We start from the raw sequence: 26,279 nt of genomic DNA, 5'->3' as shown, positions 1-26,279 counted from the left end.
ACGATTCCGTAAAAAACAAAACAGTATATTATAATCAAATATTTCCTTTTTATTCATAAAAAGAGAAGAGAAATGTTAAATTTTTAACATCAACCTTCTCTAGTGGCCATTTCCTCTTTCGTATAAATAATACGCATCGGATTTCCGCCTACGAAAGCGCCGCCTGGTACATCTTTATGGACAAGTGTGCCTGCAGAAACGATAGCACCATCTCCAATCGTCACACCTGGTAAAACTGTCGTATTCGCTCCGATCATAACTTCATTCCCTATGACGATTTCTCCGAGTCGATACTCACGAATTAAATATTCATGCGCTAAAAGCGTTGTATTATAGCCGATAATTGAATTGTCTCCCACAGTAATCTTTTCTGGAAACATAATATCTGGCATTACCATAAGTGCAAACGACGTTTTCTTTCCTACTTCCATCCGTAAAAACGTGCGATATAACCAATTCTTCACGGATAAAAATGGCGTGTAACGTGCGATTTGGATGATAATAAAGTTTTTCATTACCTTCCAAAAAGAAACTGTTTTATACACATTCCACAATGAATTTTCTCCTGAAACAGGATAGCGCGTTGTCCGTCGCACTGAACTCTCTCCTCTACTTATATAAAGTGACACTTTAACCGGTAGGAATCCTTTTCTCCACTGATTACTAACTCTCATCAATCAAGCATTTACAGGCAGGAATCTTACTACCCATTAATACGGGACAAAATCGGTAGTAAATCACTCATTTTATCTAGCACATAATCTGGTTTATACGCTTCTAAATATGCTCTACCTTTCACTGTCCATGAAACCGCTACTGTTTTCGTACCTGCATTTTGTCCACCGACGATATCATGATGATTATCACCAACCATCAATGTTTCTTCTGGCTTTGCATCTAATAATTCGAGTGCTTTTTGAAGTGGTTCTGGATGTGGTTTCACATGTTCCACATCATCAATCGTCACGACAACATCAAAAAACTGATCAAGTTTCGAAAGCTTTAATCCCATTTCAACCGTCTGTCTCGCTTTCGTTGTAACGATGCCGATCTTATAACCTTGCTTCTTCAATTCTTGAACCGTTTCATATACAGTTTCATATTCTTCCACTAATTCATCATGATGCTCATGATTAAATTGACGATAACATGTAATCATCTCTTCAACCTTGCTTGCATCAATCTTACTAAAAGTGTCATGCAAAGATGGACCGATAAATGCTAATACATCTTCACGCTTATACTGATTAGAATAATAGTGATTTAACGTATGTAAAAAAGAAGAGATAATAAGTTCATTTGTATTAATTAACGTTCCATCTAAATCAAATAACACTGTATTTATTTTCATCGTCCTTAATCCTTTCATTACCTGAATATGAAAGAAGCAGCATCTTATATAAGATGCTACTTTTCTCTAATTTTCTAAATATCTTTTATCAGCTTGCCCCATTTTTCGTCTCACAATAATGAAAATGATAGAAATAACAACAATTCCAATAGACATTACTTGTGCAATACGAAGTGGTCCTAACATTAAACTATCTGTACGCAAACCTTCTACGAAGAAGCGTCCCACTGAATACCAAATTAAATATGTGAAGAATAATTCACCACGGCGTAAATTCACTTTTCGTAACGCGAGTAGTAAAATAACACCTGCAAAATTCCATAATGATTCATATAAAAACGTTGGGTGATAATACACACCATCAATGTACATTTGATTAATAATGAAATCTGGTAAATGAAGACCTTCTAAAAACTGTCTCGTTACTTCATCACCATGCGCTTCTTGGTTCATAAAGTTTCCCCATCGGCCAATTGCTTGTCCTAGTAAAATACTCGGCGCAGCAATATCCGCTAACTTCCAGAATGAAAGCCCGCGTCGTTTCGCAAAAAGGATTCCTGTAATAACAGCCCCGATTAAACCACCATGAATCGCCAAACCACCTTGACGAATATTAATAATTTGACTCGGATTTTGCGAATAATATTCCCATTCAAAAATGACATAATACATTCTCGCAAAAAGAATCGCGATTGGTACTGCAATTAATACAAGATCGATAAATGTATCTTTATGAATACCAAGCCTTTCTCCCTCGCGAGTTGCTAGCCAAAGACCTAATAGCACACCTGTACCGATAATAACCCCATACCAATAAACAGGGAACGGTCCAAGTTGGACTGCTATACGGTCAAGCTGCGGTACAGAACCTAACAGCATATATATGACCTCCCTCTCCAGAGTCTATTCTTGATTTCCTGACTCAATCGCACTCATTAATCGTTCAGAGAACTGCTGTGCCGCATTGACTCCCATACGTTTTAATCTGAAGTTCATCGCTGCTACTTCAATAATAACAGCCAAGTTTCGACCAGGACGAACTGGAAGTGTAATCTTCGTAAGTTCTGTATCAATAATCTTCATCTTCTCTTCATCAAGACCTAAGCGATCATAATTTTTCTTTTGATCCCAAATTTCAAGATTAATAACAAGCGTAATACGTTTATAATTTCGTACTGCCCCTGCACCGAATAACGTCATTACGTTAATGATACCTAGACCACGAATTTCTAATAAATGCTCAATTAAATCAGGTGAGCTTCCTACTAATGTATCTTCATCTTCTTGACGAATTTCTACGCTATCATCCGCAACAAGGCGGTGACCACGCTTTACAAGTTCAAGCGCTGTCTCACTTTTCCCGACACCACTTTGACCTGTAATTAAAACACCAACGCCATAAATATCTACTAACACACCATGAACAGCTGTTGTTGGCGCTAACTTACCTTCTAAATAGTTTGTTAAACGACTTGATAATCTCGTCGTCGTTTGAGCAGAACGTAATAAAGGCACGCCTGATTCACGTGATGCTTGTAATAACTCATCCGGTACATCTTGATTACGAGTTACAATAATACAAGGCGTCTCTTCAGTACAAAGCGCTTTCATTCTCTCTTGCTTTTGCTCTGTCGTTAACGTATCAAAGAACGTAAGCTCCGTTTTTCCAAGAAGCTGCACACGATCAGCTGGATAATATGTAAAAAATCCTGCCATTTCAATTCCAGGTCGTGATAAATCACTCGTATCAATCGCACGATGAATCCCTTCTTCACCACTTACTAACTCCAATTGAAATTGTTCAATTAAATCTTTTGTCCTTACTTTCGGCATATGTATAAACCTCCACTCCGCTGCGGGTTCAGTCTCATTTGATGTGAAATTCCATTCTATCGGATATTGTACCATTTTTTTCTGGAAACAAGAAACATGGTTTCTAATAAATAGAAAAAAACATTTCATATGAATCATGAAATGTTTTTCTTTTTGTCATTTTCTCTTTTTTTCATGTAATGGTTCAACAATTACCTTTTCAATTATCATATTAAAAATCGAAATACAAATTGCCGCAACAATCGCTACACCAAATCCAGATATATTAAAGGCGTCCCCTAATAATGAATCCGTCATCTTTAACGTAATCGCATTAATAACAATTAAGAAGAAACCGAAAGTTACAAGAGTAATCGGTAGCGTAATTAAAATTAAAAGCGGCTTTACAAATACGTTTAAAATCGCCAATATAATACTCGCAATAATTGCAGTTTGTATATTTGCTATGTAAAATGCGTCTGGTGCAACCCCTTTTAAAAGTCCGGATACAGCGATTAACACAACGCTATTTACAAGAAGTGATACAATCCATCTCATTTCCTTACACATCCTTTTAACATATATATTTCATCATACGCTAATAGACAATAAACGCAAGCAACATACAAATACTTATATCAGCTTATTCTATTATCCACGCTTGTATACCTACTAACACTCTTACCAGTTTTCCTTAGTGAAATAAAAACCGAGTGTCATTCCCACTCGGTTTTTAGTAATACACTTATTGTGATAACTCTACTTCTTTTATTTTCTCTTTCATTCTTGCTTTATCACGATCTAAAATCTCTTTTAAATACTTACCTGTATACGAGCGTTCTTCTTTCACTACTTGTTCTGGCGTTCCAGAAGCAACGATGTGTCCGCCTTTGTCTCCGCCTTCTGGTCCAAGATCAATGATATAATCAGCTGTTTTAATAACATCTAAATTATGCTCAATTACAAGAACTGTCTCGCCGCTTTCAACAAGACGCTGCAACACTTCTAGAAGACGTGCAATATCATGGGCATGTAGGCCAGTCGTTGGCTCATCTAAAATGTATAACGTACGCCCTGTAGAACGACGATGTAATTCAGAAGCTAATTTCACACGCTGCGCCTCACCACCTGATAACGTCGTAGCTGGTTGCCCTAATTTCATATAACCAAGCCCTACATCTACAAGCGTTTGAAGTTTACGCTTAATTTTCGGGATATTAGCAAAGAACTCTACCCCATCTTCAATTGTCATCCCTAACACTTCAGAAATATTCTTATCTTTATATTTCACTTCTAACGTTTCACGATTGTAACGTTTACCGTGACAAACTTCACACGGAACATACACATCTGGTAAGAAATGCATTTCAATTTTAATAATTCCATCACCACGACACGCTTCACAACGGCCGCCTTTTACGTTAAAGCTGAAACGTCCTTTTTGATATCCACGCACTTTCGCTTCATTCGTTTGTGCAAATACATCACGAATATCATCGAATACACCTGTATATGTTGCTGGATTGGAACGTGGTGTACGCCCGATTGGTGATTGATCAATATCAATAACTTTATCTAACTGCTCAAGACCTTTAATTTCTTTATGAGACCCTGGCTTCGCTTTCGCCTTATATAACTTTTGAGCTAACGATTTATATAGCACTTCATTAATCATCGTACTTTTTCCAGAGCCAGATACGCCTGTTACTGCTACAAATGTTCCTAGAGGGAATGACATCTTCGCATTCTTTAAGTTATTTTCTTTCGCACCGATAATCTCCACTTTACGTCCGTCACCTTTACGTCTTTCAAGTGGTACCGGAATAAACTCTTTACCGCTTAAATATTTCCCTGTTAATGAATTATCGTCTTGCATAACTTCAGCTGGTGTACCCGCTGATACAACTTCTCCACCGTGAATACCAGCCCCTGGTCCGATATCAAGTAAATAATCGGCAGCCATCATCGTATCTTCATCATGCTCAACAACAATTAACGTATTTCCTAAGTCACGCATTTCCTGTAATGTGCGAATAAGACGATCATTATCACGCTGATGCAAACCGATAGAAGGCTCATCAAGAATGTAAAGTACACCCGTAAGACGAGAACCAATTTGTGTCGCTAAACGAATACGCTGCGCCTCACCACCTGATAGAGTTCCTGCGGCACGACTTAACGTTAAATAATCTAAACCGACGTTCACTAAGAACCCAACGCGCTCCTGAACTTCTCTTAAAATTAAATGAGCAATTTTCTGTTGTTTCTCAGTTAGCTCAACAGTTGAGAAGAATTCCTGTACTTCTTGAACAGAATATTTCGTTACATCGGCAATCGTTTTATCACCAACGAAAACAGCTAAACTCTCAGGCTTTAAGCGTCCACCTTTACACTTCGGACAAGCTTGCTCTGCCATATACTTCTCCATTTGCTCACGAACATAATCCGAACTCGTCTCACGATAACGACGCTCGATATTCGGAATAACACCTTCAAATAAAATCTCATTTTCTTTCACTTGACCAAATTCATTCACATAGCGGAAATAAACCTTCTCTTCCCCGCTTCCGTACAACACTTTATCAAATAAATCCTTCGGTATATCTTTCACCGGCATATCCATATCGATGCCGTAATGATTACACACAGATTTTAATAATTGCGGGTAATATTGTGAACTTGTCGGTTCCCAAGGAGCAATCGCATGTTCATTTAATGATACATCCCAGTTCGGAATAACAAGTTCTAAATCTACCTCGAGCTTTGAGCCAAGTCCATCACAAGAAGGACACGCGCCGAACGGACTATTAAACGAGAACATACGCGGCTCTAATTCTCCGATTGAAAAACCACAATGTGGACAAGCATGATGTTCACTAAATAGAAGTTCTTCCTCTCCCATTACATCGATTAAAACTCGGCCCCCGCCAAGCTTTAAAGCACTTTCTAGTGAATCTGCAAGTCGGCTTGCAATTCCTTCTTTCACAACAATACGGTCAATAACAACTTCAATTGAATGCTTCTTATTTTTATCTAACGTAATCTCTTCAGATACATCCAGCATCTCTCCATCAACGCGCACACGAACATAACCTTGCTTCTTAATATCTTCTAATACTTTCGCATGCGCACCTTTACGCCCTGACACGATAGGCGCTAGCACTTGCAACTTCGTACGTTCAGGATATTCAAGAACACGGTCTACCATCTGTTCCACTGTTTGTGATGTAATTTCAATTCCATGATTCGGACAAATCGGCGTACCAATTCGTGCGAATAATAAACGTAAATAATCATAAATCTCTGTTACCGTTCCAACTGTTGAACGTGGATTACGACTCGTCGTTTTTTGATCAATTGAAATCGCTGGAGATAAACCTTCAATCGTATCAACATCCGGCTTATCCATTTGTCCTAAAAACTGGCGCGCATACGCGGATAAAGATTCCACGTATCTGCGCTGCCCTTCTGCATAAATCGTATCGAATGCTAACGATGATTTTCCTGAACCAGACAATCCCGTCACAACAACAAGCTGATTTCTCGGAATGGTTACGTCAATATTTTTTAAATTATGCGCTCTAGCACCTTTTACAACAATAAAATCTTTACTCACTCTTTTCACCCTTCCGCTTTTAATTCTAATAGTAAATCTCTTAATTCAGCTGCACGCTCGAAATCTAACGCCTTTGCTGCTTCTTTCATCTCTGCTTCCATCTTCGCAATTGTATTTTCACGTTCTTTTTTCGTCATCTTCTTAGCTGGTGTTACTTCATATGTTTCCGTATCCTCAGCTGCTGTTGTCGCACGAATAACGTCACGTACTCCTTTTTGAATCGTCTTCGGCGTAATACCATGCTCTTTATTGTAAGCTTCTTGTATACTACGACGACGCTGCGTTTCTTCAATCGCAATTCCCATTGATCTCGTTATGCGATCTGCGTACATAATAACGCGGCCGTGTTCATTACGTGCCGCACGACCAATTGTTTGTATTAATGAACGCTCTGAACGTAGGAATCCTTCCTTATCAGCATCTAAAATAGCTACAAGTGATACTTCCGGAATATCTAATCCTTCTCGTAATAAGTTAATACCGACAAGTACATCAAACTTACCAAGGCGAAGGTCACGAATAATTTCAATACGTTCTAACGTTTTAATTTCAGAGTGAAGATAGTTCACTTTAATTCCTACATCTTTTAAGTAATCTGTTAAATCCTCTGACATTTTTTTCGTTAAAGTCGTAATTAATACACGTTCATTTTTCGCAATCTGGTCATGGATTTCTCCTAATAAATCATCTATTTGTCCTTCAATTGGTCGTATATCAATTGGTGGATCTAAAAGCCCTGTTGGACGAATAATTTGTTCTATTGCTTTCGGTGACTGCTCTAACTCGTACGGTCCTGGCGTTGCCGAAACGTAAATAACTTGATTCGTTTTCTCTTCAAACTCATCAAACGTGAGCGGTCTATTGTCTAAAGCTGATGGCAGACGGAATCCATGATCAACAAGCACTTGCTTACGTGCTTGGTCCCCGTTATACATCGCTCTTACTTGCGGAACCGACACATGCGACTCATCCATAACAATTAAGAAATCCTTTGGAAAATAATCTAAAAGCGTATACGGCGTTGAACCTGCTGGACGAAGTGTTAAATGACGGGAATAGTTTTCGATTCCTGAACAAAAGCCCATCTCGCGCATCATTTCTAAATCATAACGCGTTCGCTGTTCTATGCGCTGCGCCTCTAACAACTTACCGTTATCATTTAATTCTTTTAAACGCTCTTCTAATTCCTTTTCGATATTTTCAATAGCAACCTTCAGCTTTTCTTCACGTGTAACGAAGTGAGATGCCGGGAAGATTGCCACATGATCACGTTCTGCTAATACTTCACCTGTTAATGCATTTACTTCTCGAATACGATCGATTTCATCACCGAAAAATTCAATTCGAATACAGTGTTCGTCAAGTGATGCCGGAAAGATCTCAACTACATCTCCGCGCACACGGAATGTACCACGCTTGAAATCAATATCATTACGTCCATACTGTACATCAACAAGTTCACGAAGTAATTGATTACGGTCCTTTTCCATACCAACTCGAAGTGAAACAACTAACTCGCGGTATTCTTCCGGAGAACCTAAACCGTATATGCATGACACACTCGCAACGATAATAACATCATCTCGTTCAAATAAGGAAGACGTTGCCGAGTGGCGTAATTTATCAATTTCATCGTTAATTTGCGCATCTTTTTCAATAAACGTATCCGTATGTGGCACGTACGCTTCCGGCTGATAATAATCGTAATAACTAACAAAATACTCCACAGAATTGTTAGGAAAGAAATCTTTCAGCTCACTATATAACTGTCCTGCTAACGTTTTATTATGAGCCATTACAAGTGTTGGCTTCTGCACCTCTTTAATGACATTTGAAATCGTAAATGTCTTACCCGTTCCTGTCGCTCCAAGCAACACTTGCTTTTTCTTTCCACTATTAATTCCCTCTACAAGCTTCTCAATCGCTCCCGGCTGATCACCTTGCGGGGAATACTCTGAGATAATTTCAAATGGATGTTCCAACTAAAAACCGACCTCCTCATAAAAATCTGTATTATTATTTTACCACGAATGCCCATAAAAAACCTAAAAAAACGAACAGATATTCGGTAAAGTTTTCGACAAGTTATACATAGAAAAAGGAAGGAGTAAGTACTTCCTTCCTTTACAAATTTTATTTTAAAGGGACATGTAACAAATCATATCCATTACGCCTTTCCTCGTTCATATACTCTACTAGCCTATAAGCAATATCTACCTCACATGTCTCTTTAACAATCCTTTTACAACTATCTCTTTTTTCCTACTGTCATCCTCTCCCACACAAACTATTTGTATACCCCAAAAAAGAAACCTATACTAAATTTGCAAAAAGCTACTTTCCTCTATGAAAGTAGCTTTTCTTTCCCTTTCTCCTTCTTCGGAAAAATCACATATGAAAATGAAATTACAGTATCCGCTAAAAGAATAATAGCCCACACTTGGCTTACACGGCTTGCAGCTTTATTTAAAACGATTCCTGACTCTAACCAATTTCCCCACTGTTCTACTGGAATAAGCCCATACATGAAGAAAAAGAATATATGAACAGCAACAAACAACATAAGATGTAAAACCCAATTTTTCATTTCCTGCTTCGCATGCGCCCTACCTGTTACTTCAAGTGGTTCTTCGATAATAGGCGCCGGTTCATTTCGCCACTTCGCAACTAGTTTTTGTACATATATATCTAGCTTCTTCAAATCCTTTTTCCCGTAAAACACAGCATACAATAATATAATTACAGTAATGATTTGAAAATTAGAGAACTTCCCTGTTTGATAATAGTCCACTACTCCTAAAGTTAAAATAAACACTTCATTTACGAGTAGCACAATTCCCATAATAAAACTCGCCTTTTTCAAGCGAAATCCATACCTTAGTAAAAAGAATCCAATAGCTGATAACCAAAATACAATCTCTGCCCCAATTAAAAAATACCAACGATATTCTGCGAGTATACTCATTTATCCCTCTCCCTTTCTTCATATATACGAAAAGCCTCATCCATATATAATAGAAGCTCTTCTTCAATTGGATACATACTCATTTTCTGTGAATCTTCTTTTGACTTTCTTACTTCCCACAATTTATCTAAAAATGCTTCCTTACCGTCTTTCATAAAGTTACGTAGTTGCTTTAATAAATCTATCCACTCTAAAACATTCGGATCTTCTTCACTCATGTTTGGCAAATTATGAAGCAACTTTTTTTCTTCCTGAGAAAAAACTTCATTTTGGAATATTTCACGTATACGTGGAGACTGTTTCGAAAGCTGAATGAGTTCAAACATAACTTTCCAATCCAGTTCTCCTTCGACGTCTACTGAATAAACAACCGCCTGTAAAATACGTTCCATTCGATTGAATTTCTTTTGTTCTTCCTGTACAAATCTAAGTTGCTTTTCAAGCGAGTCTTTTAAGTTAAATTCACCTTTTACTAACATATTCGTAATCTCTTTTAATGAAAAACCCATTTCTTTTAAAAATAAAATTTGCTGCAAACGAACAACATCTCTCTCGCTATATAACCGATGCCCCCCATCAGTTTTCCCACTCGGCTTTAATAAATCGATTTGATCATAATAACGTAACGTCCTTACTGTAACCCCTGTTTCCCTCGTTAGTTCTTGAATTGAAATCAACTCCATCACCTCTTCTCCTTCATTATAAAAGGTGACGTAACGTAACTTTCAAGTAGTTTGTAAAAAAATACAAAAAGCTGTCTATACCTTTTGTATAAACAGCTTTTATGGAAGAAAACCCTTTTGTATAGCACGTCCACAAGATAAAATAATTGCCCCTACAACAACACTGGTTGCTGTTTTATGGTAATGCGCTAACATTAATAAATAGTATGATAAACCTACAGCACCAATCATAATACATACACTTGGCCCTGGATTACGAGAGAAGTTTTGCATCCCCCACCAAAGTGCAAATATAGCCGTCGCAACACATAATACCGCTAATCCCATCCCGTTTCCCCTTTATATATTTATTTGATTTCCCTTGTTGCTAATACACTCGTCGATGCCATGCTAAATAACAGTCCAAAAATAACTATATATAATAATTCATTTACATCCACGATTTGTCTATCTAAATACTTATTTACAGAAAGATACATAATGAACAAGAAAACGAAGCTTGTAATACAAATCGCAAAATACGACTTCATCTTGTTCACAACCCTCTCATCAATCAACGGTACTCCCTCTTCTTTCAAACGCTTCTGTTCTCTATATTCCGAAATTCCATATAAAATAACTAATGCGACATTTGATATGAAAATTACTTCCCATGAAATACTTAAAATTATTAAACTCATATTCAAAATCAAACCTGCTAACAATAAGCTACCGATAAACTTTATAACATCATGTTTACTCATACACGATCAGCCTCTTTACTATTTCTATATTTCCATTTCGGCCAATACTTCACAACGAAATAAACAAACTGCCCGAGTACAAATAAAACAAACGGCATACCAGCATTTCCATAAACAATTAAATTGTACAAACTCCATATTGCTAAACTTACCACGAAAAATAACCCTACATATTTAAACGCTTTGTCAGATTGAAATCTCTCAAACTCATCTTGCATTTTCATTCCTCCTATCGCTATGCTCGTTTTCCCGCCATAACTCCTACGATGAGACTACCAGCAAATAAGAAACTACATACAATGAATATTTCTGGAATCGGTATAACAGCCCTTCCTATTCCTTTGCTCGCAACAATATAAACTATAAGTAAAATAAACGCGAATATAAATGAGACATTTACATACTTTTTTATATTTTCATTTACTCGCTCATCTATATCTGGAAGTTCTTCTTTTTTGTGCTTATGCTTTTTGTAATACACATACGCCGTCAAAAATACAATTGCTAAAATGTTACTAACTATTAGCGATAACATCGGTATGGATGGGTCCATAATACGAACTAAAACGTCCCCTCCACATAATCCTAAGACCGTAGCGATATACAACTTTTTAGTATCGTTCATTTTCTCTCCCCTTACTCCAGCGTAAATATTTCCTCTACCTTCATTCCAAAATATTTGGCGATTTTTAGGGATAACTCTAGACTCGGGTTATAGTGGTGGTTCTCAATTGCCACGATTGTCTGCCGCGTCACTTGCATCGCCTTTGCCATTTCAATTTGCGTTATATGATGTTGTTTTCGCAATTCTTTAATCTTATTTTTCACACCCATAGGCTCCACCTTCGAAAGTAAAGATATCTTTACTTTAATTATAAATATTTTCCAATTCTAAGTAAAGATACCTTTACAAATTTTAGAAAAACATTTCACTGAACACCTTCTCTAACACATTAAGACAGGAATTAAATTTATATCAGCGATTTTTTAAATATATCAGCGCAGCTTAAATTATATCGGCGATTTTCCAAATATATCAGCGCAACTCCATTTATATCGGCGATTTTTTAAATATATCGACTTACCGACAAATATCGACATCCGTAGCACTATAGGCATAAGAAAGAAGCTGTCCCAAAATATCCTTTGGGACAGCTTCTTCGTCTTACTACATAAATCCTAATGCATATACAAGAACATACCCAAGTACCGAAAGGCAAACCGAGCCAATTAGCCCTGCCACGAATGCCCTACTTCCTAATTTGCGGAATGTTTTAAACTCTACATTTAAACCTAGCCCTGCCATCGCCATTGCAATAAGCATGTACGCAATTACTACAATATATCCGGCAACAACTTCTGGGATAATCCCAAGCGAATGCACCGCACTCATTGCTAAAAATCCGAAGATGAACCAAGGAATCGGAAGGTCGCGCCACGATCTTTTTTCTTTGCTGTCCTCGCTCTTTCCAAACCATAATCCAATTAAAATCGCTACTGGCACAAGCATCGCTACGCGCGTTAATTTCACAATAACCGCGATGTCTACAGCCGTGCTACCTCCTGGCGCCGCAGCAGCGATAACATGAGCGATTTCGTGCAATGTCGCACCTGAGAACACGCCGTAACCGTACGGAGAAAAGCCAAGCACTGGGTATAATAGCGTATAAATAAGTGTAAATATTGTACCTAAAATTGCAATAATCGCTGCCCCAACCGCTGTTTCTTCATCTTTCGCTTTCACTTGCGGTGCAATTGCCACGACCGCAGCCGCACCACAAATTGCCGTTCCGCATGCCGTTAAAATTCCAAGTTTCTTTTCTACTTTAAACACTTTCGTTAGCCCATATACAACAAAAATTGTAAATGTAATAACAACCGCTGCGATGACCAATACTTTCGGCCCCGCCTTTGCAATATCTACAAGGTTTAACCGCATTCCAAGTAAGATGATCCCAAAGCGTAGCAACTTCTTACTCGCAAAGTTCGTTCCCGCTATCGCTTCTTGAGGAATCCCGATTGCCGCGCGCCAAACCATCCCGATTAGAATAGCGATTACTAATTGTCCCATAATATTTAAAAATGGAAGCTCTGCTAAATATTTCGCGGCGATTGCGATTAATAACGTAATCCCAACACCTTGCGAAAATCCAAAGCCCTTCTTCTTTTGTATAACAAGTGTTTGTTCCACTTTATACCACCCCAATAATCGTATTGGAACATGCATGTTCTTTCTAGTTACATTATAAGAGAATTTTTATAATAAGTTTAATATCAATTTTGAATCCCTATCATCAGAAATACTTATGATAAAATGAAAATAAAAATAAAGGGGCCTAACAAATGAACGTCGACATTTTAAAAATATTTGTTACTGTCGTTGAACAAAAACATTTTTCGCGTGCTGCGGAACTATTAAACCTTTCACAACCCGGCGTTAGTATGCACATTCGCAACCTGGAAAATGAATTGGGGACTACACTTATTCAGCGCTCCCCAAAGCACGTCCAAGTTACGGAAGCTGGAAACATATTATACATACACGCAAAGCAAATGCTTTCACTTTATGAAGATGCGAAACAAGAAATTAATGAATTGCACAACGTCGTAACGGGAACGCTGCGAATCGGCGCTAGCTTCACAATTGGCGAATACTTACTTCCGAAAATACTTGCGCGCTTTGCCAATGAAAATACACATGTCGAAGTTCATACATTTATCTCCAATACAGAAGAAGTTTTACAAAGCCTTCGCTCTAATCAAATTGATATCGGCTTAGTGGAAGGGCAAGTCGTATACGCTGACGTAGATGTTGAAACTTTTATGCAAGATGAAATGAAACTCGTCGTCCCGCCAAACCACCCATTGCTCCATATCGAGGGAATTAACGAAAATACATTGCAAGATCAAGTCTGGGTATTAAGGGAAAGCGGTTCTGGCACACGTGCCTATAGCGATCGCTTTATACACCAACATCACTTAAAAATGAAACGCTTCTTTACATTCAGCAGTATTCAGAGCGTGAAGGAAGCCGTCGCTGCCGGGCTTGGCATCGCTATACTTTCGGATTGGACTGTTCGAAAAGAACTGTTGGCAAAAGAAATATTCCACGTCCCTGTTCCGGACGAAAGGCTAATCCGCCCATTCTCCATCGTGCGCGGCAAATATTTTATCCCGTCTAAAGCTATTCAAGTCTTTTTAAATCATGTAGATTCTTTTGCAAAAAAACAGAGTTGACCTTTACATTAGTGTGAAGGTTTACAATATCTTTAAAAGGAGTGAAACGCAGTGCAAATTGGGGTGTTATCAAAGAAAACTGGGGTTAGTGAACGTTCACTAAGACATTACGAAGAAAAGGGATTACTCCCTTCAAAGCGCCTTGAAAATGGTTATCGTGATTTTGACAAGAGTGCCATCGAAAGAGTAGAGCTTATTCAAATGTACTTACAACTTGGCCTAAACTTAGAAGAAACAGCAAGAATGCTGCGCTGCCTCGAAATCGAGCCACATTTATACGAAAACCCATGCAGTAGTATTCTTACACTTTACGAAGATAAACTATGTGAAGTTACGAAACAAATCGAATTGCTCTCTAGTATTCAAGCCAACTTGCAAAAACACGTTTCACTCCTAAAACCAGCAAAAGAAAAGGGATGATTACATGTTTGTTATACATGGTAGTTCAAGACAAAACGGAAATACGGAAGCTTTAACACATATGGTGATTGATGGAATTGAAACAGAACAAATTTACTTGCGTGATCATATCGTCCACCCAATCATAGATCAGCGTCATGATGCAGAAGGATTTCAACCTGTAAATGATGACTATCAACAGTTAATTGAGCGCATGCTAGAGCACGACACGATTATCTTCGCTACACCGCTATACTGGTACGGAATGAGCGGCCACATGAAGAACTTCGTTGATCGCTGGTCACAAAGCTTGCGTGATAAATCTCTTCATTTCAAAGAAAAAATGAAAGGCAAAAAAATGTACGTTGTCATCGTTGGCGGAGACAGTCCAAAACTGAAAGCATTGCCGCTTATCGCCCAGTTTCAATATATCTTTGATTTTGTTGGTTCATCATTTGAAGGGTATATTATTGGGGATGCGAATGGACTAGATGAAATCAAGAACGATGCTGAGGCGCTGGCAAAAGCACAATTGTATAATAATAAATTCAAAAATAGCACCCAGAAATAAGTTTGACAAATCCATTTGTATGCGCATACAATAAAAATAATATTATGAAAGGAAGGTACTTTGACCAATGAAGTTCTAATTCTCTTATTTATTTCATCCATCACAAATAGTGAACAAAAATGATGAAAACTAGCAGGGGATTAGTCTGTCCATTTGTCGATACTTTCTTTCGATACGATCATGTGAAAAATCGTTTATTTATGTACGATTTTTACATTGAAGGGCGACTTTTATCCTCTCTAGTGACACTAGGGAGGTTTTTTTATGACTATTTTAATCGCACGTAATATCGAAAAGAGCTTTGGTGATCGCACCATATTTACGTTACCATCACTAGAAATTCAAGCAAACGATCGTATAGGAATTGTCGGAGTCAACGGAGCTGGAAAATCTACGTTATTACAAATATTAAGTAAAGAAATAGAAGCTGACAAAGGAACAGTAACTCATCATAGTTCTATCGCCATCATTCCTCAGCTTAGCGAAGAAATACCGGAAATCGCTTCTTCCCTCGCTAAAGGAAAATGGAATATTTCAAGCGTCGCAAATTCAATGAGCGGCGGTGAACGAATGCGCCTAAAGATCGCCCATGCCCTCGAACAAGATGCAGGCATTCTATTTGCTGATGAGCCAACAAGTCACTTAGATATGTTTGGTACAGAGCAATTAGAAAAGGCATTTTTATCTTATAACGGTGCACTTGTTTTAATATCGCATGATCGTGATTTTTTAGATGCCATATGTACAAAAATCATCGAAGTTGAAGACGGTACTATTCAAGAGTACAAAGGGAATTATTCAAACTATCGAAAGCAAAAAGAACGTGAGCGAATACAAAAGCAAGCAGAATATGATCAATATATACAAGAAAAAAATCGGTTAGAACAGTCAATTTCACAAAGAAAGCAACGTGCTTCTAGCATGACAAAAATCCCAACACGGTTCAGTTCATCTGAATCTAAACTTTATAAGTTAAGTGGGGCTCATGGGCAAGAAAATGTTAGCAAAGTAGCGAAAGCACTAGAAACACGCCTCGAAAAGTTAGAAAAGAAAGAAAAGCCGAAAGACTTTTCTCAAGCTCAGTTTGACGTACAATACCACACACCAATTCATAGTAAAGCAGTTGTTCAGTTTAATAAAACAACGAAGAAAATAGGGGATCGCACACTATTTAAAAATATGAATGGAACAATTGTCCCTGGGGCAAAGCTTGCTATTTTAGGGGCAAACGGAAGCGGAAAAACAACTTTGTTCAAAATGCTTCTCGCGAACGAGCGTGGCATTCAGCTTTCGAAAAGTTGTAAAATTGGATACTTTGAACAAACATTATCTATTTTAAAAACAGATAAAACAATTTTAGAAAACGTTCTAGAAGAAACAAACTATACAGAATCGTTCGTTCGAACAATACTTGCAAGGCTCCTATTCCGCCGTGAAGATGTTCATAAACCTGTGCACGTCTTAAGTGGTGGAGAACGCATGAAGGTTGCACTCGCAAAAGTATTTTTAGGAAACTATAATATGCTTCTGCTCGATGAACCAACAAACTATTTAGACTTAGCAACACAAGAAGAATTAGAAATTATGTTACAAGAATATCCTGGCACAATACTTTTCATTAGCCATGACCGCGCCTTTATTCGATCTGTTGCAGACCATATTATACAAGTAGATGAGAGTGAACCAAGAGTATTCCACGGTAATTACGAGCATTACACAAAAAGAACAACTGGGGATTCTGTAAACGTTACTGAACAAGAATTATTACGGTTACAAACAAAACTAACAGAAATCATCGGCCGAATTTCCATACCAAATCATCACGATGACATCACATCTCTCGAACAAGAATACGAAACAGTATTAGTTCAAATTCGAAAGTGTAAAGAAGCGCTCTAATGTCTTCCCTATATATCGACAGGGCCTTCCGCATTTCCCAAGAAATATTGAAACTTCGACATAGAATATCGATTTAAGCCCGATATTAGCATCAATAACAGTAAAAAGCCGTGCACCAGCACGGCTTTTTACCTATATACGGACAGCAGTCCCACTCACCGCAACCATTAGCATCCCTTCGCGAACTACTTCGTAGTCCACGTCGATACCAACAATGGCGTTCGCATTTTTTTGTCTTGCGAGAGTTTTCATCTCTTCCATTGCAATGTCGCGCGCTTCTTTTAATTTACTTTCGTAAGCGCCTGCACGGCCACCGACAACGTCACGGACAGAAGCGAAAAGGTCACGCACGATATTCGCCCCCATAATTGCTTCGCCATTGACGATATCGATATAATCAATAATTTCTTTTCCTTGAATGGTAGAAGTTGTTGTTACAATCATGCTTTATAGCCTCCCATATAAGATTTCCACTTACTTATGGTGCACTAATTCAGCAAAAATTATATTTACAAACTAAACTGTGCTTCGTATAACCTGCTATACCCTCCGCCACGCTCAATTAATTCAGCATGTGAACCTTGTTCTGCAATACCATCTTTATTTACAACGACGATGCGATCCGCATTTTTAATAGTTGCAAGCCTATGAGCGATAACTAACGTTGTACGACCGACAGATAGTTCAGCAAGTGATTTTTGAATCGCAAGTTCCGTCTCTGTATCTAGCGCAGAAGTTGCTTCATCTAAAATTAAAATTGGCGGATTCTTCAAGAACATACGGGCAATTGCTAAGCGTTGCTTTTGCCCTCCTGAAAGTTTCACACCACGCTCACCAATAACTGTATCTAAACCGTCTGGTTGCGAGTAAATTAAGTCCTCCAACTGGGCACGTTTTACCGCCTGCCAAATTTCAGATTCTGAAGCTTTTAAGTTTCCGTAAGCGATATTTTCACGAATTGTTCCTGAGAATAAGAAAACATCTTGCTGCACAATTCCGATTTGCTTACGAAGTGACGATAGCGTCATCTCTTTCGTATCAATGCCATCAATTTGAATCGATCCAGATGAGTGTTCATAAAAACGCGGTAATAAACTACATAATGTTGTTTTCCCTGCCCCTGATGGCCCAACGAAAGCAACTGTTTCACCTGCATGTATTTTCAAACTAATATCGTTTAAAATCGGCTCTTTATTTTCATATCCGAACGTGATGTTATTGTATTGAATGTCGCCGTGTACATGTTTAACTTCGATTGCATCTTTAGAATCTCCAATATCCGGCTCTGTTTCCAGAAGCTCTACATATCTTTTAAAACCAGCGATTCCTTTCGGATAACTTTCAATAACCGCATTAATCTTTTCAATTGGGCGGAAGAAAATATTCGTTAATAAAACGAATCCAATAAATCCGCCGTACGTTAATTCACCTTGCAGAACAAACCATGTACCACATATTAATACAAAGAGTGTTACAAGACGCATCAGCATATAACTAATAGATGAATTTAACGCCATAATTTTATACGCCATTAATTTTGTTGTACGGAAACGAGCATTATTTACAGCAAATTGCTCTTTCTCAAACTTTTCATTTCCGAATGCTTGTACAACGCGGATACCACCAACATTGTTCTCGATACATGCATTGAAATCAGCAACGTCTGCGAATAAACGTCTAAACGTACCTGTCATTTTTTTATTGAAGTAAAGTGCCAACCATAATAAGAACGGGATTACGAAGAATGTTAGAAGTGCTAACTTCCAGTTAATCATCATCATAAATGAAAATGCTCCGACTAAAGTCATAATAGCAATGAATAAATCTTCTGGTCCATGGTGAGCAATTTCCCCAATTTCCATTAAATCGTTTGTAAGGCGTGAAATTAAATGACCTGTTTTATTATTATCAAAAAATCTGAATGATAGCTTTTGAATGTGATCAAATAATTTCTGTCTCATATCAGTTTCAATGTTAATACCAAGCATATGTCCCCAATATGTAACAACGTATTGCAAACCTGTATTTAACACGTAAACTGCAAATAAACCGAAACAAGCCCATAAAATAAGCGTCCAGTTTTGCCCTGGTAATAACTTATCAATAAATTGATTTACGATAAGCGGGAAACCAAGTTCGAGTAAGCCTGCGATAACTGCACAGGAAAAATCAAGTATGAATAAACCTTTATATGGTTTATAGTAAGAAAAAAATTTACGTAACATATCTTTCCTCCCTTTTCCAAATTAAAAGACTCTCTAAATGATAACCATTATCAAATAATTATTCAAGTTATCCGTCTATGAAACTAAAAAAAACCTTCATCTGTGTTTAATGAAGGTTTCCATTTTATTTTACATCGCTTCCGAATCCCACTCATGCTCTTGCTGGACAAACACAACACCTAATTCGTGATGTCCCCCAGCATATAACGCCGTTTGAGCAAGACGAAGCTCACCATTTGTATCTACTACTTCTAATTTACAAAACGCCCCTGTCGTCTTCGTTTGAAGCGCGTCATAAAACTCTTCGGTACTTCTTGGAATGATTCCATTTACTTTCGTAATAACTTCTCCAGGCTTTAAATTCATCTCTGCCCCAATTGTATTCGGAATTGTATCTAACACAACAAGTCCATCATTACGTGCGGCAAAGTATGCTGGTCTTTTCTCGTCTGCAATTTTCTCTTGCATCGAGATTGTAAAGCGTCCAAGCATTGCGACTCCCATCGCGATAATTGCAAGTACGTGCCACCAATAACTTGCGATACCTAAAACGAGTACAAGCCCTGCTAATCCATAGACACGTCTTCCTGTAAATAATAAAGCTTCCGTCGGCTCATAACTTCTAACTTTTCTCATAAATCCAATTAAAAATGGTACGAGGAATAAAGAGTATGTAGTCGAACCTATTGAAACGACAGGCCACCAAGAAATAAATCCTGTCACCGCATCTCCTGGTATAAGAATAAATACTGGTACAAGCCATAAACGATTTGATTCATGTAGTCCAATTCGTAGCCCACGCTTACCTTTGTTAATTTTTGGCGTAGAATAGCGAACCGCATTTTTAGAGATTAATAACCCCTCTACAACGAGCATAACGCCTAGTAAAATAGCAAGGGATACAATCGTACCCTCTTCACCTTCTCCAAGCTGTAAGAAGGAAACTGGCATCTTAGACGATAACAACACGAGTGCAATAGCGATTCCGAAAGTATAAGCTACAGATAAATATCGATACATAGCAGTTAATCCAAATAATAACGTCCAAAGTAAAATTGCCCATAAACTCGCTTTTGAAACAACTAGCCCGAGTCCAATCGTAATAATAGATACGATTAATCCGTACCCAATACCTGCAAATAGAGTTGTTCGTAGTTCAAACCAAATATCATATACTTTAAAAGAAAAATCTTTTCGTTCTCGTAATATACGTAAGTATCCAACGAAGATACTACTAATTAAAAATACATAGACAGCAGGGTGTAAGAAAAAACGTCCAACTGCTCGTAGTATTTCAAAAAGCCATGCCTCCACGAATTCATTCACCACCATTTATATCATTTTTTCTTTTTATCTTATCATAACTAAAGAAATGTTTGTTTAACACATAAAAAATACAGGCATCAAAGTGCCTGTATTCTTTCTTATTTCGCTATTAATTTCAATGCCGTCTGTAATTGTAAATCATTTTCTCCAGAACGGATTTTTTCAATAATTTTAGTTTGAAGCGCTTCAGCTGTCTTTTTATCGAGTTGTCCTGTTGCTTCCATCTCATTCGCATTTTGGAATGCTTTTAGTGCTGATTCTGTCTCTTTGCTAAAGTACCCATCTTCACGTCCTGGTACATAGCCTAAGCTCTTAAGCATTTCTTGCGCATGTTTTACTTGTACATCATTTGAATTGTATGAAAGTGTCTTTTCAATTTGAATTGGTGTCGCATGATAATAATCTGGTTGCTTCACTTCTACAGTTGGAGCGATTCCTTTTTTATGAATCCAATTGCCATCTGGTGTTAACCATTTAAACATTGTTAATTTAATATTGCTACCATCTTTAAATGGAACAGCTTGTTGGACAGTACCTTTACCAAACGTTTTTTCACCAATTAAATCGTATCCTTCTCCCTCTTTCAGCGCACCCGCTAAAATCTCTGAAGCAGAAGCACTTCCATTATCAATTAATACTGAAATTGGATATGGCTTTCTTTCTTTCAGTTCCGTAGAGAATTTCTTCTTCTCACCATTTCGCTGTTCTACTTGTAGCATTGGCTTTTTATCTGTCATGATGTCTCCTAGTATGTCTTCTACACTATTTAAATAGCCACCAGGATTGCCACGTACGTCAATAACTAAGCCTGTTATATGCTTCTTCTCTAACTCTTTTAACTGATCCTTAAATTCTTTCGCAGTATTTTCAGCAAAAGAAGTAATTTGCATATAACCGATGTCTTTTCCGCTCTCTTGCTTTACGGAACTAAATACAGTGAAAATCGGAATCTTTTCTCGCTTAATTTTAAATTCTATCGGATCAGCCACTCCTGCGCGCTTAATTTCAATTGCAACAGTCGTTCCTTTTTTACCACGAATTTTTAATACTGCTTCTTCACGTGATAAATCTTTCACACTATTTCCATCTACAGATAAAATTTGGTCATTCGGTTTAATTCCTATCTTTTCTGCTGGTGAACCTTTAATTGGCGATACGATAATAAGCTTACCGTCCGTCTTGTTTACTTCAGCTCCAATCCCTTCAAGTTCAGGATCTAGTGACTGACTAAACTGTTTTGCCGTTTCTTTATCCATATACGTGGAATAAGGGTCCTTCAGCGTAGACAACATTCCTTGTATCGCACCTTCGACTAACTTGTCGTCTTTCACGTCTTCCACATAACGTGAATCAATTAGTGCATACGCCTCATTAATCTTTGCCAAATTCCCTTGTGCTGTGCCAGCATTACCATTCGATACTGTTTGCGTTACATACGCTGGGTTTATCCCAAGCCAGTACATACCACCAAACATCCCGCCAGCACCAATTAAAAATGCAACAACCATTCCAATAATTGCAACTCTACGTTTCAATGCGGAATTCCCCTTTCCAGAACACACAGGTGGTGTAGCAAAAGGCATCACACGATGTGTGATGCCTTTACCTATTTCTACTATATGATAAGCTTGTACGAATTATGTTTGCAACTTTTTATACTTTTAAGAAGCGACGAATTGACATTACACTTCCCCACATACCGATTAATGCACCGATTAACATTAATAAACCAGCTAATTGGAATACGAATGGGTTGTATGGTAGAAGCTCGAAAATTGTTCCGCCAAGTTTTTCATTAAACACACCTTGCAATGAATTATATATAACTAAAATTAGGCCAATTGGAATAATTGATCCTAATACTCCTAGGAATAATCCCTCTAACAAGAACGGCCAACGAATAAACCAGTTTGTTGCACCAACAAGTTTCATAATTTCAATCTCAGTACTACGAGCATAAATTGTAATTTTAATTGTGTTAGAGATTAAGAACATCGCTGTGAATAGAAGACCAGCAATTAACGCAATCCCGATGTTACGACCAGTTTTTACAGTATCAAATAATTTTTCAACTTGACCTTTACCGTATTGAACATTACTTACAAACTGCATTTTCTCAACCTTTTTCGCAATCGCCGCTGTATCTGTTGGTTCTTTCGCCTTTACAACAAATACATCTTTCAGTGGATTATCTTGCTCAAATAACTCGAACGTTTTTCCACTATCGCCTAAGCTTTTAATTAAACGTTTCAACTCTTCTTCTTTAGAAGAATATTTAATAGAATCTACTTTCGCAATTTTACTCATATCTTCTTCTAATTTCTTTTGATCAGCTTCTTTTGCTGCCGGATCAACATGCACACGAATTTCTACATCTTGCTCTACTTTCGTCGCAAAATGGTTCATATTCATAATCGCTGCCAAAAAGACACCTACAAGTAATAACGTAACTGTTACTGCACTTACAGAAGCAAATGTCATCCATCCGTTACGGGATAGATTTTTCACACCTTCTCGCAAATGTCGACTAAGGGTTTTAGCCTTCATATCCGTATCCTCCCTCAATCTCGTCTCGAACAATTCTTCCGCCTTCAATTGCAATTACACGATGACGAATTGTATTTACGATATCTGCGTTATGTGTCGCCATAACAATCGTTGTACCACGCTCATTAATACGTTTAAAAATACTCATAATATCAAGCGCTGTTTCAATATCTAAGTTACCTGTTGGCTCATCAGCAATTACAACCTTTGGTCTATTTACAATCGCTCTTGCAATCGCCACACGTTGTTGCTCTCCGCCTGAAAGTTCGCCTGGAAGTGCATCTGCACGATCATCTAGACCTACAAGACCTAACACTTCTGTAACACGTTCACGAATCGCATCTCGTTCTTCTTCAATTACTTCTAAAGCAAACGCAACATTCTCATATACCGTTAATTTAGGTAGCAATTTAAAATCTTGGAAAATTACGCCTAATTGACGACGGAAATATGGAACATCTCTTTCTGCTAATGTTTCAATTACAAGTCCATTTACATTAATTGATCCTGTAGATGGCTTCTCTTCACGATACATCATTTTAATAAATGTAGATTTTCCGGCTCCACTCGGTCCAACTACGTATACGAATTCACCTTGTTTAATGTTAACTGTGAGACCAGCAATGGCTTTCATACCATTTGGGTACTCCTTATAAACATTCGTCATTTTTATCATTATTTATCACCCAATACTTAATGATTTTTTTCGAAATACTTTTCTGTACATTTGAAAATAAAAGAAAAACCTTTATTTTCGCTCGACCATTCTTGTTGAAGGTAGCTTCCATACATGCTTTTTATTAGCAACGCTACTCTATGTAATATATTTCATCAAAATTCTACAAACCCCATTGTAACATCAATCGGTTTCCAGTTCGGATACAATTTTGTTACAGTTATGTTACATCTCAACAAAAGGTAAACGAGCTCCTGTAATTACTTAACTCGAAGCACTTTTCGGTCAAGTTATACAATCAGCTCGTTTATTAATTACGTTTCTTATTTATGCTCCGCTAACCATTCAGCTACTTTTTTCGCATCTTCACCTTGAATAATTCCTGGTGACATTGAACCGCGACCTTTTTCAATAACCTTTTCAATATCTGCTGCGTCGTATTTCTGTCCTACTTTTCGTAAATCTGGTCCCGTTGCTCCTGATAAATCTTTAGCGTGACAACCTATACAACTTTTTTGGTAAATTTGTTCTGCGCTATCTGTGCTTGCAGATTGTTTTGATGGTTTACTCTCTTCTTTATTTCCACATGCTCCTAAAGCAAAAACGACTGATGTCCCCAGCGTAATAGCCAACAATTTCTTTTTCACTTCTATCACTCCCCATTGTTGATATTCTTTTCATTCATAACTAGGCAATAGTTTTCATAACACATTCAATATTCATTATAAGCATTATCTTTATATAGAAAAACTAAGGTATATTTCATATTTTTCACAAATATAGTGAGAAGCCTAATAAAATAAGCTTTCATAAATTGTTTCAATTCTGTGAACACCTTAAAAAGTTCTATAAAGAGCCTTTTTCTCCAAACCAAAAATGAGAATCCCTATATAAAGCCCTACTCTATTACCGCTCTGTTTTACTATTCTCTACTTTTTACAAAACAATATACGGCATTGTATTCTACATGTAATCTCATCAAAAAGAGAAGTTGTCGCCTCCAACTTCTCTTCCTCTTTATTTCATCAATATAAATAAGATAAGCCTCTTTATATCCTCTTGGACCTCAACATGTGCCAACAATTCTGTTGGCTTTTTCTCTTATTAAATACGAGAACGTAAATACGCATCAATAAACGGATTAATTTCCCCATCCATAACTGCTTGTACGTTACCAACTTCTGTATTTGTACGATGGTCTTTCACAAGAGAATACGGGTGGAATACGTAAGAACGGATTTGGCTGCCCCATCCAATTTCTTTTTGCTCTCCGCGAATCTCATCTAATTGTGCTTGTTGTTCTTCTAATTTCTTTTGATATAATTTCGCTTTCAGCATTTTCATCGCATGTTCACGGTTTTTAATTTGAGAACGCTCTGACTGACATGTTACAACCGTATTTGTTGGTAGATGCGTTATACGAACTGCTGAATCTGTCGTATTAACATGCTGTCCGCCTGCACCACTTGCACGATACGTATCTATTTTCAAATCTTCTGTACGCACTTCAATTTCAACTTCATCATTGAATTCAGGTACAACTTCACAAGATACGAACGATGTATGACGACGACCTGAAGAATCGAACGGTGAAATACGTACAAGACGATGTACACCTTTCTCCGCTTTCAAGTAACCGTAAGCGTTATGACCTTTAATTAATAATGTAACACTCTTAATACCAGCTTCATCGCCCGGTAAGTAGTCAACCGTTTCTACTTTAAACCCACGTTTCTCAGCCCAGCGTGTGTACATACGTAATAACATAGAACCCCAGTCTTGTGACTCTGTTCCACCTGCACCTGGGTGTAATTCTAAAATAGCGTTATTTTTATCATAAGGATCGCTTAATAGTAGCTGAAGCTCGTACTCATTCATTTCTTGAATTAAAGTTTTCACTTCAGATTCTAATTCCTCATGTAAATCTTCATCATACTCTTCTTTAAGTAGGTCATGCGTCATTTCTAAGTTTTCGAACGTCTCATCTAACTGACGGAACCTTCCAACCATATCTTTCAGCGCATTCGCTTCATTAATTACAGCTTGTGCGCCTTGTTGGTCATCCCAAAATCCAGCGCCCATCATCGTTTCTTCTAATTCTGCAATTTGTTTTTCCTTAGTAGGGAGGTCAAAGAGACCCCCTAAAAGCCGATAATCTCTTAGCCATTTTTTCTAATTCTTGCCTAATTTCTACTAATTCCATTTCCTTCACCTCTATGTAATTGCTGT

The 26,279-nt window shown here is 37.6% G+C and carries 27 protein-coding genes; 4 read left to right on the top strand and 23 right to left on the bottom strand.

Features of this window, described 5'->3' with window-relative positions:
* Nucleotides 1-89: 89 nt before the first annotated feature.
* The 15 genes from ACE38F_RS03275 to ACE38F_RS03205 all read right to left on the bottom strand — a co-directional run bounded on the left by ACE38F_RS03275 (nucleotide 90) and on the right by ACE38F_RS03205 (nucleotide 13,361).
* Nucleotides 90-596 (bottom strand): acyltransferase, encoded by a 507-nt coding sequence (locus ACE38F_RS03275; RefSeq protein ID WP_219920832.1) that lies wholly within the window; start codon nucleotides 594-596, stop codon nucleotides 90-92.
* 107 nt (nucleotides 597-703) lie between these two features.
* Nucleotides 704-1,351, bottom strand: coding sequence for a pyrophosphatase PpaX (gene ppaX, locus ACE38F_RS03270; RefSeq protein ID WP_215554702.1), 648 nt, complete (start codon nucleotides 1,349-1,351; stop codon nucleotides 704-706).
* Nucleotides 1,352-1,417: 66 nt separating this feature from the next.
* On the bottom strand, nucleotides 1,418-2,230 hold the full coding sequence (gene lgt, locus ACE38F_RS03265) for a prolipoprotein diacylglyceryl transferase (protein ID WP_002034719.1): 813 nt from the start codon (nucleotides 2,228-2,230) through the stop codon (nucleotides 1,418-1,420).
* Between the two features lie 24 nt (nucleotides 2,231-2,254).
* On the bottom strand, nucleotides 2,255-3,184 hold the full coding sequence (gene hprK / locus ACE38F_RS03260; RefSeq protein ID WP_375370203.1) for an HPr(Ser) kinase/phosphatase: 930 nt from the start codon (nucleotides 3,182-3,184) through the stop codon (nucleotides 2,255-2,257).
* Between the two features lie 156 nt (nucleotides 3,185-3,340).
* Complete coding sequence (locus tag ACE38F_RS03255; RefSeq protein WP_002089574.1) at nucleotides 3,341-3,721, bottom strand: phage holin family protein; 381 nt, start codon at nucleotides 3,719-3,721, stop codon at nucleotides 3,341-3,343.
* A 187-nt stretch (nucleotides 3,722-3,908) separates the two neighbouring features.
* Nucleotides 3,909-6,779, bottom strand: coding sequence for an excinuclease ABC subunit UvrA (gene uvrA, locus ACE38F_RS03250; protein WP_215554704.1), 2,871 nt, complete (start codon nucleotides 6,777-6,779; stop codon nucleotides 3,909-3,911).
* Between the two features lie 5 nt (nucleotides 6,780-6,784).
* The gene (gene uvrB / locus ACE38F_RS03245; protein ID WP_375370204.1) at nucleotides 6,785-8,761 is read right to left on the bottom strand and encodes an excinuclease ABC subunit B; all 1,977 of its coding nucleotides are present in this window, start codon (nucleotides 8,759-8,761) and stop codon (nucleotides 6,785-6,787) included.
* 362 nt (nucleotides 8,762-9,123) lie between these two features.
* Nucleotides 9,124-9,744 (bottom strand): hypothetical protein, encoded by a 621-nt coding sequence (locus ACE38F_RS03240; RefSeq protein WP_341308082.1) that lies wholly within the window; start codon nucleotides 9,742-9,744, stop codon nucleotides 9,124-9,126.
* Nucleotides 9,741-10,427: a MerR family transcriptional regulator gene (locus ACE38F_RS03235; protein ID WP_375370205.1), complete on the bottom strand. Its 687-nt coding sequence runs from the start codon at nucleotides 10,425-10,427 to the stop codon at nucleotides 9,741-9,743. Before ACE38F_RS03235 ends, ACE38F_RS03240 begins: the two co-directional genes overlap by 4 nt.
* A 99-nt stretch (nucleotides 10,428-10,526) precedes the next feature.
* On the bottom strand, nucleotides 10,527-10,754 hold the full coding sequence (locus ACE38F_RS03230; protein ID WP_375370206.1) for a hypothetical protein: 228 nt from the start codon (nucleotides 10,752-10,754) through the stop codon (nucleotides 10,527-10,529).
* A 20-nt stretch (nucleotides 10,755-10,774) separates the two neighbouring features.
* Nucleotides 10,775-11,170: an ATPase gene (locus tag ACE38F_RS03225; protein WP_375370207.1), complete on the bottom strand. Its 396-nt coding sequence runs from the start codon at nucleotides 11,168-11,170 to the stop codon at nucleotides 10,775-10,777.
* A complete protein-coding gene (locus tag ACE38F_RS03220) occupies nucleotides 11,167-11,388 on the bottom strand; it encodes a hypothetical protein (protein WP_215554709.1) in 222 nt (73 codons plus the stop codon). The genes ACE38F_RS03225 and ACE38F_RS03220 overlap by 4 nt, the downstream gene beginning before the upstream one ends.
* A gap of 17 nt (nucleotides 11,389-11,405) precedes the next feature.
* Nucleotides 11,406-11,795, bottom strand: coding sequence for a hypothetical protein (locus ACE38F_RS03215; RefSeq protein ID WP_375370208.1), 390 nt, complete (start codon nucleotides 11,793-11,795; stop codon nucleotides 11,406-11,408).
* Nucleotides 11,796-11,806: 11 nt separating this feature from the next.
* Nucleotides 11,807-12,004: a helix-turn-helix transcriptional regulator gene (locus ACE38F_RS03210; protein WP_002016109.1), complete on the bottom strand. Its 198-nt coding sequence runs from the start codon at nucleotides 12,002-12,004 to the stop codon at nucleotides 11,807-11,809.
* Between the two features lie 334 nt (nucleotides 12,005-12,338).
* Nucleotides 12,339-13,361 (bottom strand): YeiH family protein, encoded by a 1,023-nt coding sequence (locus tag ACE38F_RS03205; protein WP_375370209.1) that lies wholly within the window; start codon nucleotides 13,359-13,361, stop codon nucleotides 12,339-12,341.
* 152 nt (nucleotides 13,362-13,513) lie between these two features.
* Here ACE38F_RS03205 and ACE38F_RS03200 point away from each other — a divergent pair, with 152 nt between their 5' ends.
* The 4 genes from ACE38F_RS03200 to abc-f all read left to right on the top strand — a co-directional run bounded on the left by ACE38F_RS03200 (nucleotide 13,514) and on the right by abc-f (nucleotide 17,276).
* Nucleotides 13,514-14,407 (top strand): LysR family transcriptional regulator, encoded by an 894-nt coding sequence (locus ACE38F_RS03200; protein ID WP_375370210.1) that lies wholly within the window; start codon nucleotides 13,514-13,516, stop codon nucleotides 14,405-14,407.
* A 51-nt stretch (nucleotides 14,408-14,458) separates the two neighbouring features.
* Complete coding sequence (locus ACE38F_RS03195; RefSeq protein WP_375370211.1) at nucleotides 14,459-14,827, top strand: MerR family transcriptional regulator; 369 nt, start codon at nucleotides 14,459-14,461, stop codon at nucleotides 14,825-14,827.
* A gap of 4 nt (nucleotides 14,828-14,831) precedes the next feature.
* Nucleotides 14,832-15,377: a flavodoxin family protein gene (locus ACE38F_RS03190; RefSeq protein WP_375370212.1), complete on the top strand. Its 546-nt coding sequence runs from the start codon at nucleotides 14,832-14,834 to the stop codon at nucleotides 15,375-15,377.
* Between the two features lie 264 nt (nucleotides 15,378-15,641).
* On the top strand, nucleotides 15,642-17,276 hold the full coding sequence (gene abc-f / locus ACE38F_RS03185; protein WP_375370213.1) for a ribosomal protection-like ABC-F family protein: 1,635 nt from the start codon (nucleotides 15,642-15,644) through the stop codon (nucleotides 17,274-17,276).
* 132 nt (nucleotides 17,277-17,408) lie between these two features.
* On the opposite strand, the gene ACE38F_RS03180 is transcribed toward abc-f, so the two are convergent.
* The 8 genes from ACE38F_RS03180 to prfB all read right to left on the bottom strand — a co-directional run bounded on the left by ACE38F_RS03180 (nucleotide 17,409) and on the right by prfB (nucleotide 26,253).
* Nucleotides 17,409-17,720, bottom strand: coding sequence for a YbjQ family protein (locus ACE38F_RS03180; protein WP_002112849.1), 312 nt, complete (start codon nucleotides 17,718-17,720; stop codon nucleotides 17,409-17,411).
* Nucleotides 17,721-17,785: 65 nt separating this feature from the next.
* Nucleotides 17,786-19,501 carry an ABC transporter ATP-binding protein gene (locus ACE38F_RS03175; RefSeq protein WP_215554715.1) on the bottom strand — a complete coding sequence of 572 codons (1,716 nt, stop codon included), beginning with the start codon at nucleotides 19,499-19,501 and terminating at the stop codon, nucleotides 17,786-17,788.
* A gap of 129 nt (nucleotides 19,502-19,630) precedes the next feature.
* Nucleotides 19,631-20,815 carry a PDZ domain-containing protein gene (locus ACE38F_RS03170; RefSeq protein WP_375370214.1) on the bottom strand — a complete coding sequence of 395 codons (1,185 nt, stop codon included), beginning with the start codon at nucleotides 20,813-20,815 and terminating at the stop codon, nucleotides 19,631-19,633.
* 110 nt (nucleotides 20,816-20,925) lie between these two features.
* Nucleotides 20,926-22,362: a S41 family peptidase gene (locus tag ACE38F_RS03165; protein WP_087947307.1), complete on the bottom strand. Its 1,437-nt coding sequence runs from the start codon at nucleotides 22,360-22,362 to the stop codon at nucleotides 20,926-20,928.
* Nucleotides 22,363-22,480: 118 nt separating this feature from the next.
* Nucleotides 22,481-23,374, bottom strand: a complete 894-nt coding sequence (ftsX, locus tag ACE38F_RS03160; RefSeq protein ID WP_215554717.1) for a permease-like cell division protein FtsX — start codon at nucleotides 23,372-23,374, stop codon at nucleotides 22,481-22,483.
* A complete protein-coding gene (ftsE, locus tag ACE38F_RS03155; protein ID WP_088079716.1) occupies nucleotides 23,364-24,050 on the bottom strand; it encodes a cell division ATP-binding protein FtsE in 687 nt (228 codons plus the stop codon). Before ftsE ends, ftsX begins: the two co-directional genes overlap by 11 nt.
* A 323-nt stretch (nucleotides 24,051-24,373) precedes the next feature.
* Nucleotides 24,374-24,697 (bottom strand): cytochrome c551, encoded by a 324-nt coding sequence (gene cccB, locus ACE38F_RS03150; protein ID WP_215554718.1) that lies wholly within the window; start codon nucleotides 24,695-24,697, stop codon nucleotides 24,374-24,376.
* Between the two features lie 457 nt (nucleotides 24,698-25,154).
* Nucleotides 25,155-26,253, bottom strand: a protein-coding gene (prfB, locus tag ACE38F_RS03145; RefSeq protein ID WP_215554719.1) for a peptide chain release factor 2 whose coding sequence is annotated in 2 segments (ribosomal slippage) — nucleotides 25,155-26,180 and nucleotides 26,182-26,253 — 1,098 coding nt in all. Because the reading frame shifts where the segments join, the coding sequence is not laid out codon by codon here.
* Between the last annotated feature and the right edge of the window lie 26 nt (nucleotides 26,254-26,279).

Origin of the sequence: Bacillus altaicus (assembly GCF_042136375.2) — a bacterium.
Lineage (GTDB): Bacteria > Bacillota > Bacilli > Bacillales > Bacillaceae_G > Bacillus_A > Bacillus_A cereus_U.
Note: the sequence above shows the minus strand (reverse complement) of the source record. Positions and strands in the feature narration are given on the sequence as shown.